14 protein-coding genes are annotated in these 13,115 nt (G+C 49.6%); 3 read left to right on the top strand and 11 right to left on the bottom strand.

What is annotated here, in order from left to right; genetic code table 11:
* Window positions 1–50: 50 nt before the first annotated feature.
* From HPY52_08955 to HPY52_08980, 6 genes are all read right to left on the bottom strand, one after another.
* Window positions 51–791: a hypothetical protein gene (locus HPY52_08955; protein NPV80390.1), complete on the bottom strand. Its 741-nt coding sequence runs from the start codon at window positions 789–791 to the stop codon at window positions 51–53.
* A gap of 1,142 nt (window positions 792–1,933) precedes the next feature.
* Window positions 1,934–2,167, bottom strand: a complete 234-nt coding sequence (locus tag HPY52_08960; protein ID NPV80391.1) for a hypothetical protein — start codon at window positions 2,165–2,167, stop codon at window positions 1,934–1,936.
* The gene (locus HPY52_08965; GenBank protein NPV80392.1) at window positions 2,154–3,266 is read right to left on the bottom strand and encodes an iron-containing alcohol dehydrogenase; all 1,113 of its coding nucleotides are present in this window, start codon (window positions 3,264–3,266) and stop codon (window positions 2,154–2,156) included. Before HPY52_08965 ends, HPY52_08960 begins: the two co-directional genes overlap by 14 nt.
* Window positions 3,267–3,337: 71 nt before the next feature.
* Window positions 3,338–4,255: a 4-hydroxy-tetrahydrodipicolinate synthase gene (gene dapA / locus HPY52_08970; GenBank protein ID NPV80393.1), complete on the bottom strand. Its 918-nt coding sequence runs from the start codon at window positions 4,253–4,255 to the stop codon at window positions 3,338–3,340.
* Between the two features lie 56 nt (window positions 4,256–4,311).
* Complete coding sequence (dapA, locus tag HPY52_08975) at window positions 4,312–5,211, bottom strand: 4-hydroxy-tetrahydrodipicolinate synthase (GenBank protein NPV80394.1); 900 nt, start codon at window positions 5,209–5,211, stop codon at window positions 4,312–4,314.
* A gap of 13 nt (window positions 5,212–5,224) precedes the next feature.
* The gene (locus tag HPY52_08980) at window positions 5,225–6,007 is read right to left on the bottom strand and encodes an IclR family transcriptional regulator (protein NPV80395.1); all 783 of its coding nucleotides are present in this window, start codon (window positions 6,005–6,007) and stop codon (window positions 5,225–5,227) included.
* A gap of 314 nt (window positions 6,008–6,321) precedes the next feature.
* Here HPY52_08980 and HPY52_08985 point away from each other — a divergent pair, with 314 nt between their 5' ends.
* The 3 genes from HPY52_08985 (at window position 6,322) to HPY52_08995 (ending at window position 8,493) form a co-directional block, all read left to right on the top strand.
* Window positions 6,322–7,101, top strand: coding sequence for a TIM barrel protein (locus HPY52_08985; protein NPV80396.1), 780 nt, complete (start codon window positions 6,322–6,324; stop codon window positions 7,099–7,101).
* A gap of 90 nt (window positions 7,102–7,191) precedes the next feature.
* Window positions 7,192–8,274 carry a Gfo/Idh/MocA family oxidoreductase gene (locus tag HPY52_08990; GenBank protein NPV80397.1) on the top strand — a complete coding sequence of 361 codons (1,083 nt, stop codon included), beginning with the start codon at window positions 7,192–7,194 and terminating at the stop codon, window positions 8,272–8,274.
* A 12-nt stretch (window positions 8,275–8,286) separates the two neighbouring features.
* Window positions 8,287–8,493: a hypothetical protein gene (locus HPY52_08995; protein ID NPV80398.1), complete on the top strand. Its 207-nt coding sequence runs from the start codon at window positions 8,287–8,289 to the stop codon at window positions 8,491–8,493.
* Between the two features lie 217 nt (window positions 8,494–8,710).
* Here the strand turns inward: HPY52_08995 and HPY52_09000 are convergent, their stop codons facing one another.
* The 5 genes from HPY52_09000 to HPY52_09020 all read right to left on the bottom strand — a co-directional run bounded on the left by HPY52_09000 (window position 8,711) and on the right by HPY52_09020 (window position 12,766).
* A complete protein-coding gene (locus HPY52_09000; GenBank protein NPV80399.1) occupies window positions 8,711–9,190 on the bottom strand; it encodes a type II toxin-antitoxin system VapC family toxin in 480 nt (159 codons plus the stop codon).
* Window positions 9,187–9,447, bottom strand: coding sequence for a type II toxin-antitoxin system Phd/YefM family antitoxin (locus HPY52_09005; protein ID NPV80400.1), 261 nt, complete (start codon window positions 9,445–9,447; stop codon window positions 9,187–9,189). Before HPY52_09005 ends, HPY52_09000 begins: the two co-directional genes overlap by 4 nt.
* 648 nt (window positions 9,448–10,095) lie before the next feature.
* Window positions 10,096–11,124: a TIM barrel protein gene (locus HPY52_09010; GenBank protein NPV80401.1), complete on the bottom strand. Its 1,029-nt coding sequence runs from the start codon at window positions 11,122–11,124 to the stop codon at window positions 10,096–10,098.
* A gap of 305 nt (window positions 11,125–11,429) precedes the next feature.
* Window positions 11,430–12,416: an MBL fold metallo-hydrolase gene (locus HPY52_09015; GenBank protein ID NPV80402.1), complete on the bottom strand. Its 987-nt coding sequence runs from the start codon at window positions 12,414–12,416 to the stop codon at window positions 11,430–11,432.
* A 62-nt stretch (window positions 12,417–12,478) separates the two neighbouring features.
* The gene (locus tag HPY52_09020) at window positions 12,479–12,766 is read right to left on the bottom strand and encodes an AbrB/MazE/SpoVT family DNA-binding domain-containing protein (protein NPV80403.1); all 288 of its coding nucleotides are present in this window, start codon (window positions 12,764–12,766) and stop codon (window positions 12,479–12,481) included.
* Window positions 12,767–13,115: the final 349 nt, after the last annotated feature.

A 13,115-nucleotide genomic window follows, 5' to 3' on the forward strand; every position in this document is an offset into this window, starting at 1 on the left:
AAGATTCAATGATGTCTCCCTGGTCGGGCAGGCCGTTGTAGAAATGCGGGCTATAGAGGGTCTGATTCTACCCACATTCCGCCTTCTGGTTCCCAGCGGCCCTCTTTTACTCTTTTTTTGATCTCATTGAAAACCGCAGGATGGTCTTCTTTTACGAATTCGTAGAGCTGGGGTTGGCTGGACATGAATATGAATTCAGGATATTCATCCATAAGTCTCAGCGCGGTAGAAAAACTGCGAACTGCCTTTTCGCGGGTATGTGAATACTGCCACAGCCAGGCCACATCTATGTGCGTATGGCCCAGACAAGTAACTATGGCATCTAGGTGTTCAGGACTGGCGTAGAGCCTCTCCTTGATATAGTCATTTGCTTCCCGTAAGGTGGCATAGAATTCAGCCGAATAAGCAACTCGCAAGTCGACTTTGTTAATGGTGTCATTCAAAATAGATAGTAGCTTGATTCTCTCTATAGTGTCCTCTGGCAGATATGAAATCACTTGGAACGGGACTCTGATATTGTAGTAAAAGTCTTCGATCAAGGGATCTACCGTTCGCAATTCGGCAAAGAATGTGACGTCATTGCCATCATCTACGAAGTTATAGCTTCGCTTCAAGCCACTAAAGACGTAAATCATCACATCATAGATTCTTCCCCCGGAGGCGCTGTTGGAGAGCAATGCTTCCTGATGGTTGGTATCGAATGCTTGATATTCCTTTCCATCAAGATACAGCAGCATCTGGGGATTGAGCGCCAACCAGCCTGTCTTATTTGTGCGGACCCTTAACACCACTTTCTTCTTGTCAAACCTGGCCGGTATCTCTATCTTGGTGCGGAAAAGAGCATATTTACCTGAAGCCGACCCGCTCCAAGGAGTGCCAGTAGTGTAGTCTTGCCAATTGTCGGTAATGGTATCTAGTAGTAAACTCGAAAACTCGGCTCGTTCAATTTACATTTATCTGTAAAAGAGGCTATAAAGTGATTGTAAAACTGATTGATTAAGTTGTTGATGATCTATTTCTACAGGGAGGCTCAAAATCCTTCTTCTTGGATGATAAAAACCGAGAAATATATGTGGCGACTACATTATCTCCACCTAAAAGCACGGGTGACAAGCTCTTGGCCAGATCTCTAAGGTGGGTGGCGAGTTATTGGTCATCCCAAACCGCTGGTGACGAGTTTTCGGTCACCCTAGACCGATGGTGGCGAGTCTCTGGGCAGGTTGCGCGCGGAAGTGACTGAGAATTCGTCAGCTTAGACCGAGGGTGACGAGACTGTAGGCAGGTCCCGCACGGAAGTGGCTAAAAATCCGTCAGCTTCCCCGCCAAGGTGGCGACATTCCCGTCAGGTTGGGATGATTTTGGAAAAGTCTGGGTCTATCTCATCTTGAGCTAGCTAGAATTTAGGCAGGTTTTTCTCAAAGGTGGCCAAGATTTCGTCGGCCTCTGGTCCGTGCCGGCAGATTTCTCGCCACCTTGCCCTCAAATTGGAAGATTATAGGTTATGATTATCCATAATAAGGGATTTTGTAGCATATATTGGCCTGGAGTGGCGAGATTTTGGCCAGTTTGGACGCGGAAGTGGCTGGAATTTCGGCAGCATCTGCTCTCAAGTGCCGAAAATCCTACCAGGCTCTACTCTCCGATGGCCAGAACCTAGGAGATTGCTCGAAAACTCTGACGACCTCTATATATTGTGGGATATAGCTTCTTTGGTAGGGTTTCCGAGCAGATTCCTAGGTCAACATTCTTCGGGATCTCGCCATGTCTGATCTGCCAATTCCTGATCTCCTCGGTGTCAGTATAAATTAGCCCTGCAATGTCGTTCAGGAAGCGCTGAATTCGTCCGTCAATGAAATACATTTTGATCTATCCTCCCAGTAATATGATCTACTACCAGGAATTTGTTATTTCTGTCGTGCTGCGGATGATCTTTTTAACCTTTGATAGCGCCAGCCACTAATGCCTTTATGATGAACTTCTGCATGAATAAAACCATCAGAATGGCTGGTAGCAAGGCCATGGCACTCGCAGCTGCTACCAGTTGGATGCTTATTTCCTGATATGTTCCCTGCGCCATCAAAATCCCCACTGAGACAGGGTAGCTTTTTTCTTTGTCTAAGAGCAGAAATGGGATAAGAAACTGCGACCATGCACTAGATATGGGCATTCTGCCTTGAGATTCGCCCCCGGCGATCAGCCTCTTGAACTGCAGCCCATAGACTCGCCTTACTAGTGCTGAATGGGAGATTCGCGATACCGGGTTCGCTAAGGATACCTGATATCACTTCATCCAAAAGAGGGTAGTCGTCCTCATGAAGTCCTAGGCCATTTAATGTCATCGGTGCATTCATTCCCATGCATAATCTCAGGAAATCATTTATTTCGGAATGCACCGGATTCATTAACAGCATTTGAATGACTATGCCAAAGGCTACCTGTTCTCCGTGTAGACTTGTCTTGCGTGCATTCTCGATTCGAGTTAAATGGTTATAAAAGGCATGGGCTATAGAAAACTTGTACCGGTCAGTAACCATTCCACTAGCAATGCCGGGGAGGGCCATACTCACCCAGATGGCCTGTTCTACCGTCTCAGTCATCTGTCCCTGTCCCAGTTCAGACACCGCCTTTGGGCCGCGCTCAAAGAGCAAATCCCGGCAAAGCTTTGCGTTGTTTAGGGCAGTCCAGATAGAGGGATGGTGTCTATCCGTAGTATCTACCAACGACGAGATCTCATACCATTTTGCCAAGGCATCAAGTATACCAGCAGCCAGGTGTCGGGCCGGCGCGCTGGCAAGAATCTCAAAGTCCACCAGCGTAAGATCGGGACTATGTTGTAGTTCACTTGACGCCGGATTTTTTCCTTCCGAGTCATAAACGACGGATAGCGAAGTCCAGCATGCACATGTAGTCGGTGTCGTTGGTATAAGCGCGACCGGCAAGGCGGCGATTTCTCCCACCAGTTTTGCCAGGTCCATTATCTTTCCGCCGCCAACCCCCACGACCCATGAAGCATCCAAGTCTTTCGCCTGGTCCGCCAACTCCTCGGCCAACTGCCAATAACACTGCTGGCCAGCATGTATAAGGTGAAAGCTGCAGTTTCCTGCACTAAGAGCCTGCTGCATCACATCCCCGGCCCTTTCCCATGCCGTTCTCCCAGCAACGACCAAGACGTGGACGTCTTTTAGGTAACAGGGAAGAAAATGCTTGATGGCTCCGGATTGAGCGATATAACGAATTGGTGCCGTACGCAAAACCTGAGACAACATAGTCCCTTGCCTCCAGTATCTATCGACATCAGGTCAATCATAGTCTGCATAGTCCGGGTTTTTGTCGAATCCTAAAGAAGCCCCAGCGATTCCATGACTCTCCTGATGTTTGCCTTTTCTTCCTCAGTGCCGGGAGTTAGCGGCAGTCTTGGAATTCCGGCATTATAACCAATCATTTTCATAGCTTCTTTTATAAGAGATACAGGATTTGTGCGGCCATTCTGGCCCATAACCCTGAACAACCGGAAGAACTTCTGCTGCATTTCCGCTGCTTCCTTGACATTGCCGGCAAGAAATAGATCTATCATATTCCGCATCTGATCACCGATCAAATGAGATGCGCCACTGACTATTCCCCCAATGCGCTTCTCACCGCCCTGAGCAAATGCCTCCAAGACCATCGTGTCGTCACCGCAGTATATAACAAAATCGTCCGGGGTGGCATTAATAAAGGCCGTGATCTGTTTGGGATTTAACTCAGCTTCTTCTTTGATACCCACGATATTGGCAATGGCAGCCAAACTGGCAACTGTTTCCGGGTTAAGGTTTACACCTGTAAAAATCGGGATATTGTAAAGCAGGATAGGCACACTGACAGATTCCGCTACCATTTTGAAGTGATTATAAAGCTCTCTTTGCGTCGGCCTGGTGTAGTAGGGCGATACCGCCATTAAGAGCTCATAGCCCAGTTCTTCCGCCTTCCTGGCCAGCGCGATTGTCTCGATAGTCGATGCAGAACCAATGCCGGCGACTAGCGGGATCCTGTCCCCGACCGCTTCCTTGATGACTTCGAAAAGCCTGACCCTTTCCTCAAATGTCATCGCATGAAACTCGCCGGTTGTCCCCGATAGTATAATGGAATCCGCCTTATTGTCTTCGATCAGCTTCTCTGCAACACCTACAGCTGCCTCATAATCAACGCTTTGGTCCTCTTTGAATGGGGTCACCATTGGCACAAGGATTCTTCCATATCGGTTGCGATCAAACATGGTTTTGCGTCTCCCTTCCCAAATTCCCGGATTCTCGCTCTTGGAATAGTCTGGAGCTACACCAGCTCCAGTTCTGACAGCACGTCATGTATTATCTTTTTTTCCTCGTCTGTACAACCCATTAACGGTCGCCGGCAGCAGCCTGCATCCACTCCGACTTGTTTTAGCGCTTCTTTCAGAGCCGGAATGGGGTTCTCGCGTAAACCAAATACCCGGCTGAAGAATGGCGCGATCTTGTGGTGCAGGTTTTTCGCCATCTCAAGGTCCCCGTCGAAGTATGAATCTAGCATCTTCCTTATATATTTGCCGATGACCAGGGCGCCGCCTGACACTACACCGATTGCGCCTTGAATCAATACAGGCAGGATCATGCTATCATCCCCATCATAAAACAGGAAAGTGTCGGGGGCATCGTGAATATATTGCGTGATCTGGGTTGGATTTAGGGATGCTTCTTCCTTGATGGCAATGATATTTGATATTTTAGCCAGTCGTTTGAAGGTAGCTGGCGTGATGTTTACCCCGTCGAAGAACGGGATGTTGTAAAGCATGATTGGCAGATTGGTCGCCTCTGCAACCGCCTTATAGTGCTGGTAGATACCTTCCTGATTTGGCCGCTGGTAATAAGGCCCCACGATCATGGCCATATCTACACCAATTTCCTCTGCTTTCTGTGTCAACTTGATTGTTTCTCGCGTCGAGGCGAAACCAGTGCCTGCTATGACCGGCACTCGTTTACCAACAGTCCTGACCACGAATTCGATGATCTCCGCCCGCTCATCATAAGACAATGCAGGGAATTCCGAGGTTGTCCCTCCGATGATAAGTGAATCGCAAAAGCCGGATGAAAGCTGCACCTTGATCAGATTTTCAAGCTTATCGAAGTCAATGTCTTCATTTTCTTTGAATGGGACTACGAGCGGAATGATCAGCCGCCCGAATTTCGATTGAGCCATGACCAAGCCCCCCTCATGCGTTTTGCCCATTATGATTGGGCGCTCCCAGCCTGCGTGATATCTCGCGCGTCGTAGCCTTAATCTGCTCAGCTAATTCCGGTATGCGCTCTTCTGTAATGCGAATACTTGGACCTGAGATACTCATCGAAGCAACTACCCGCCCCGAATAATCGAAAATAGGGGCGGCAACGCAGCGCACACCTAGCTCATTCTCCATGTTATCGAGGGCATATCCCTGACTGCGTATTGCTTCCAGCTCCGCCAGCAACCTATCTTTATCGGTAATGGTGTTCGGAGTCTGCCGTTCCAGTTTCACTCTTGTGAGGAAAGATTCAATTACTTCTGGAGGTTGAAAGGCAAGTAACGCCTTTCCCACGCCGGTGCAATATAGTGGCGCGCTTCTCCCGATCATTATGACCGGCTTAAGGCTGTACCTTGACCCGTGGGACTCGATGGAAAGAACCTGATCGTTGCTGAGTATGCCAAGGTGAACCGTCTCCCCGGTTAATTCCGATAACCGGTTGATGTATGGCATAGCCACATTCCGTAAGTCCAGATTCTGTAAAACCACGCTCCCTAGCTCGAAGAGTTTCAGGCCTAGACAGTACCCCCGACCTTCGTCGCTCTTTCGGATAAACCCTTCCGTCTCCATTGTGGAAAGCAAACGGCAGACCGTGCTCTTCTGCAGATTTAATGCCTTCGCAATATCCGTAACTGTCCATTCTGGCTTCCCTTCGGCAAAGAGGGATAATATCTGGAGCGCCTTCTTTACCGACCCGAGAACCTGTGCTGCCATAAGCAATTCCCCTGCCCGATTTGTTGCATCATACGGAATGCGGTCTCATAATATGCAACCCTCTTTTACTTCAACATCGCTTTACAAATTCCTGCTGGCTTTGACCAGAATGACCTGGCAGAGGAGAATTCTTTGAGTGATGCCGGAAAAAGATTTTCGAATTAGGGGATTTAGCAGGAATACACCAGATAAGCATTGTATTCTAACGAATGGATGTGATGGCGCATGTCGAATCGATCTCAAAGCGGAGAGGAGATTTCATGGACTCTGCGCCTGAAGTCGCGGCCTCTGTATGGCGAAAGGATGATGAGATGATGCTGAAGTTTTCCCCGTGTATCGAGATGCTCTTTACTGACCTTCCTTTCTTAGAGAGGATTGAGCAGGTAGCAAAGCTTGGATTTGGGGCCTTTGAATTCTGGGGGTGGAATAATAAGGATCTGCCAGGCATCCTGAGAAAATGTGAGGAGGTAGGTATTAAGGTAGCGGTCTTTGGAATAAGTCCACGAGAGGGACGTACAGCGCCCATCATTGATCCGCGAAGGCGCGGGGAATTTCTAGAGGCCGTCAGGGCCTCTGTAGATGTTGCAGCAGAGCTTGGGACAAAGACTCTTATTGTGACTACGGGAAATGAGATTCCTGAGCTTAGCCGGGGCGAACAAAGGGAAAGCATCATTGCGGCCTTGACGGAGGCTGCCCCAATAGTTGAGGCAAGCGGCATCACTTTAGTGTTAGAGCCCCTAAACACCCTGGTCGACCACCCCGGATACTTCCTGTCCTCCTCGAAAGAGGCGTTTTCGATCGTGGGGGAAGTAGGGAGCCCTAACGTCAAGATCCTGTATGACATCTATCACCAGCAGATCATGGAGGGCAATATCATTTCGACCATCGAGACGAACATCGACAAAATCGGGCACTTCCATGTAGCTGATGTGCCAGGGCGGCATGAGCCGGGCACAGGCGAGCTCAACTATCGCAATATATTCAAACACATAGAACGATCAGGGTATCAGGGTTATGTGGGACTGGAATTCCGGCCATCAGGTCCTTCAGCCGAGAGCCTCAAAGAGGTTTTGGAGATAGCCGGATCACGCTAAAAATCGCCGCGCAGTATTCTTCTGATGCGCGTCGCGGCAATCTAGTCTTGAGATAGAGAACGCTATAAGCGGGAGAAAGGATGAGATTGGATGGCGATTTTTCGTGTAGGTTTCATCGGAACCGGGAAGAAGCCGGTCAAGGCCGGTCCCCTGGGTTATGGGATGGCGCATATGCATGCAGCCGCCTACAAAAAGCTGCCTGCGGATTGCGAATTAGTTGCTTGCGCAGACATCGTTGAAGAAAATGCGCGCGCATTTGCAGAGATATTCGATATACCCGCAATTTATACTGACTACCATGAGATGCTGCATAAGGAGAACCTCGACATAGTGAGCGTCTGCACCTGGCCCCGGCTCCACGCAGAGATGGTCATAGCGGCTGCCGTGGCGGGCGTCCGGGCTATTCATTGTGAAAAACCCATGGCTCATACCTGGGGCGCAAGCCGGCTCATGGCCCAGGAATGCGAGCGGCGCGGCGTGAGGCTCACTTTCAATCACCAGAGGAGGTTCGGGGCTCCTTTCCGCAAGGCAAAGGCATTGCTCGATGAAGGCGTTATCGGAGATCTCGAGAAGGTGGAATTCGCGGTTGGCAACCTTTATGATTACGGGTCCCACTCATTTGATCTCTCCAACTATTTCAACAATGAATGCCCAGCCGAATGGGTCATCGCACAGATCGATTATCGGGAAGAAAATCTCGTCTTTGGCGCTCATAATGAAAACCAGGCCTTTGCGCTATGGAAATACCGTAATGGGGTTTTCGGGATGGCTTCAACAGGGCCAGGAGCGGGTCTTGTCAACTGCCACAACCGTCTCGTGGGGAGCCAGGGAGTCATCGAGGTTGGACCGATGCCATTCGGGCCTGACCAGCCCGTGCTACGGGTCAGGCGAAAGGGATCTACTTCATGGGAGGTTATAGACTGCGGGGAAGAAGGCCTCCACGGTCCAGATTATATAGACAGAGCCATTGCAGACATCGTCTGCGCCCTTAAGGAAGGTCGCGAATCAGAGCTCTGTGCGCGCAATGCGCTAAATGCTACAGAGATCATTTTCGCCTGCTGGGAGTCATCACGGAGGAGAGGGCGAGTGGATCTGCCGCTGATAATACAGGACAATCCATTGGAAGCCATGGTGGAGGCGGGGGATCTCAAACCCGGACCGGGTAGCGTTTAACATGCACCTTGCATGGCGCACGTTCATCCGAAGGATCTCTATGCTGGATTCAAGCCATACGGCCACAATCAAGAGAACTTCTGGCAGCACAACCGGTTTGCCGAATTGGGGGCTGGAAACGCCGGACTGGATGTCAAGGCGGTGCTCCAGGGCCTGAGGAGAACGAATTATGATGGATGGATCTCTGTCGAGTTGGATCATCCAAGGTACGAGCCGTAGGTCTCAATGAAGATATGTTTTGATTATTTGCGGAGATAAGCTTGAGTTGTGCAAAACCTAAGCCAGAAAAATGGAAACCAACATGAGTAAGAAAAAGGAAGCAGACGAGGCTGCATTCCTATGATATAAAGGAGTTGACAATACAACCTATATAGAACAGGAGATACAGCGCATGACGGGAATCCTGGCGCCCTCTCTTGAGGATATGCTGCTTCATTTACGTGCATGGGTTACTTTCGGGCGATCGGGAATGCCCGCAGGACTCCGGCCGTTGACCTTTATCCCCCCAGGGGTTGAGAACACGAGCGCCGGTCATCTCAACGTCTGTAGTGTTTCGTGTAACGAGAATCAGATTGTGTGCCTGTGCAGTTGCAGCCAGCAATCCATCAATTACCGCCAGTGCCCTACCATTCTTTTGTGCCCTGGCCCGCATATCTCCCCAGATAATGCAGATGGTAGTGGTTATTGGAAGTATTCTGTCGGCGAAGGCGTCACAGACTTGACCAAACCAGACCAGCAAGTCGCTCTTCCTTTTCCCTTCAGGAAGAACGGAGATACCATAATGTAGCTCTCCGATGCTAAGCGAGCTTATATACATGTCCTCTTCCTCACAGGAGTCGAACCATGACAAAACGGTGCCTTGAGGAGCAGGCTTACGTAATTCTGATATGACGCAAGTGTCGATCAGGTAGCTCATACGGAGATGTCCCTCCCCAGGTCTTTTTGCCTCTGGATAGGAATCTCCAGATCATTGTGAGGGGAATTAAGCAATAGCTTCTTGAGACTTTTTCTCCGGGTCAACGCTTCATAGTCTCTCGTGGAGATGACATAGACGGCGGGCTTACCATTTTTTGTAATCAACTGAGGGACGCCTTTGAGAGCCTTGTTAATCACCTCACTAAATTTATTCTTGGCCACTTGTACTTGCCATGTATTGTCAGAGGCAGTGGTCATTAGAATACACCTCCAATCTGTCTAGTCTGTCTATATTATACTCACATCGCATTGGCGCCGTAAAGACCCCTTTCAAGCATATTTTCGCATGAGGCAACGCGGACCCGCGGGGAGCGAAATGCATGGCTTGACTGCACCTTCCTATAAAATATAACGACCATCTGTCCCCTCCGTCTCCTGCATATGCATGGTACTCGAAAAACCTTCCTTAAAATTTCCCCAGGCGTCATCACCTCTTCCGGGCTCATCCGCTGCTGAACTCCCTCACGATCGTGATAATCGTCTCCGCCAATTTGGGGAATCAGCATCTTCCTTTAGTTTGTCCGCTTTCTTCCATATTCTGAGGAATACCGGGTAATCAAGCTTCGATGACCTCTTTACAGCATGGATGGTTTGCATACTTATAACCCTGTTTCCCTTATTGCAGGCGGTGTTGACGTTTCAGGCGTCTACAGCAAGGTGTCCGGGGAGGTGTGCGACGCAGACAACAATTTGTTGCCGCTATCCTCCCTGGGGATGATGACAGAAAGATTCGCACTCCAGGCATACTATAGATAGCCAATTTTAGAGTTGAAAGATAGTGCCAGCCTGAAAAAAGACGGCTATCATTTTCACCCCTCTAATGGCGCCGCCCCTAGCCATTACGCTCTATTTGCCGCCGGTCGTGATCCGCGAGGCTTCAGCCATTGCCCGCTCCATGAGGGCTTTCATATACCCGATGGTATAGGCCGTCCCTAACCGGCGGTCGCCGGACATGCGAGGTATATGGTCAGGGATGACCACACCATTGAAACCAACCTGGACCAGGGCTTTCATGACTTTGTACATGTCCATATAACCATTATCCAGGAATGTTTCAATAAAATGGGGCAGCGGGGCGCTCACATTTCGGAAATGCACCTTGAATATTTTGCCTTTCTCGCCAAAGTAGCGTATGGTCTCCAGGACATCTTTCCCCATCAACTCGCCCCCTTCCAGCCAGCAGCCAACACATAGGCATATGCCTACATTCGGACTATCAGCTATTTCCAGCGCCCTCTTATAACCCTCGAAACTGCTGAAGATACAGCGTGGGATGCCCCCAAGCTCTGGCACCGGCGGATCATCTGGATGAATCCCTATCTTTACTCCTGCTTCTTCGGCTACCGGAGCTACTTCCTTGATGAAATAGGCGAAGTTGTCCCAGATCTCTTCTTCAGAATACTTTCGACCGTGCGTCAAAGGCATTCGATAGGTCCTGTCAGCCCAGCGCCCCTCTCGAGCTTTATTCAAATCAAATGCCCGCGCTACCGCGCCGCCTCGAATCTTTTCAAGTTCAGTGCTCCAGATGCCGTTCCCCATATGTGCGTATGTTGTATAGGGGATGCCAGCCTTGCCGAGGGCGCGAATGTGCCGCTTGTATTCCTCGATCTTTTCGTCACGATTCGGTAGATTCAGCACGATCGCGTCCTGGTTATGTACACTGGTATTGCCAAAGCCATAAACCTTGAGACCGGCCTTCTCAAATAATTCCCGGCGACTGGCGTAATAATCGTAGCCGGCCTTATCGCCGTTTGTCCATAGCACTACATAATCGACTCCCATTTGCTTGACAAACTCAAGGTCTTCCTGTTCGGGCTCGGGTGACATCTGCGCGGCAATTTTTACCCCAGGTTCCATCTCCATCTGATTTTTCATTTCTACACCCCGCTCTATTTAAATTAATCCCTAAGTGAGAGTATGAAGATCTCCGCCGCATTTCCATAAGGTCGCGGCGACCCTTCTCGATACGCGGCTTCTGCTGCACTATGCGGGGAGAATCGATGCTCTCGAAGGCGACATTGATCCCCGGCCATACTCATAAGGGCTGGGGATCACAGAGCGGCCTCACAGCAAGGCCGCGCTCGCCGGAGAGAGCATCTGCATCTCCTGTCATACCTCTCACGAAGCAATTGGGGTCGCCGCGACCATTTTATTCAAGAAGCCTGAAGATTTTCGAACCTTCACTTAGCGACAAAACGGCCATCCGACTCAATGGCGTGGCCCTCCCTGACCAGCTTTCGAAGATGCCCTTCTGTGGTAAATAGTGACTGGATGGAGAAATCATTATATCCATAAAGCTTGCACATTTCCAGTGCGACCCTGTCCAGGCTTAGCGGCGCGCCAGCTTTTCGGAGAATATCATAGAACTGTTCATGATACCGGGCTACACATGTGAGACTTTTGTCAAGAAATTCCCGAGCCGTATCTGCATGGTGAATTCCCTTGGGGTAAGGTTTATAAGCATGATCGGCTATCACTATTTCAAAAGGATATTCAAGAAGTGATTTGATGGAGCTCACATAGATATCGGGGTCATCATACATCGCGATATGCATAGAATGGGTGCCTTCTCCCTGTATGCTATCTCCCGTATAGAGGGTCCGTGTTTTGTCTTCATAGAGGCAGATGGAGTCGGGGCTATGTCCTGGTGTATAGATCACCTGAAGTTGGCTATCGCCCAAATCGATGATTTCTTTGTCTTTGAGGGCGACATCCATGTGAAATTCAGCTTCGACGGCCTCACCCGCGGTTTTGTCATCATTGCTTCTGCCCGGGAAGTATCTGTAATAGCGTTCCCAGGGAGCCCGCCCTAATCTTGGAATCTCTATCATTTTGACGGCTTCGGGATGAGCCATGAATTTCGCTGAGCTTTCCTGTCGCAGGGAAGGATTGCCGCCTATATGGTCGCCGTGAAAATGAGTATTCACTACATATCTGAGTTCTCGAGGATCAAAGCCGATTTTGGCGAAATAGGGGTTTAGGACTTCGTTGACGGATGTGGGCAGACCGGTATCAATCAAGATGGGGAATTCTCTCAACAGCAAAGTCATAGCTGTGAATTCGGAATAATATTGGAGACTCTGCTGGATGTAGTGGACTCCTGGAAATACTTCCATATAGATTACGCCTCCATTCCTTTCCTCTTCAATTGCCCGCTGACGGATCACTTCGTCCTTCCCCGCCGAGTTACGGCGCGGCCTGTAAGGGATTGAAGAAGGTTCTCATCCGTTCATGGCTCCTCCTCCCTGAGACGGCTCACCCGCTCCACCATAGAAAAAGGAAGCCCTGAAAACATCCGTTGGATTTCCTCGATGCTAACCCGCTCCTTACTGTGCTCCTTGGCATACTCTAGCAGGAGTTCCCGTTCGTTTTGTCTGGGAACGGGTCTGAGCACCAATTCACCGCCCCGCAGCTCCACCTGCAAGTAGTCTCCTTCCGATATTTTGGGACGTTCCCGGATAAATTTGGGCAGGGTGACTTGCCCCTTGGAGGTCACTTTGATCTCCCGATATTGCATTCTCGTTACCGCCAGGTAAGAAATTCCGATCCTCCTTACTAGCATACTACATGGCTGGAAGGAAATCAAAACGCACGCACCTCAAGCAGAAGGGATGAATCCTTTATCGTTTAGACGGCATCATCGAATGGAGATCTCCGCGAGCTAATTTGCAGGAAGGCAGAACTCAATCTCGAATATGATTTTCAGATAGTAGATTCCCATGCTGCCGTCCGTGTCAGCACCATCAGAGCAGTCCTGTAATGAAATCGGATAAGAATTGATAAAAGGGGAGCCTCCTGGTATAACATTAACGAAACCCCACAAAGACAGGAGGTCCCCAAAGCTGATGGACAAAACTGCAAAGATT

It is taken from the genome of Bacillota bacterium (genome assembly GCA_013178415.1).
GTDB lineage: Bacteria > Bacillota > SHA-98 > Ch115 > Ch115 > Ch115.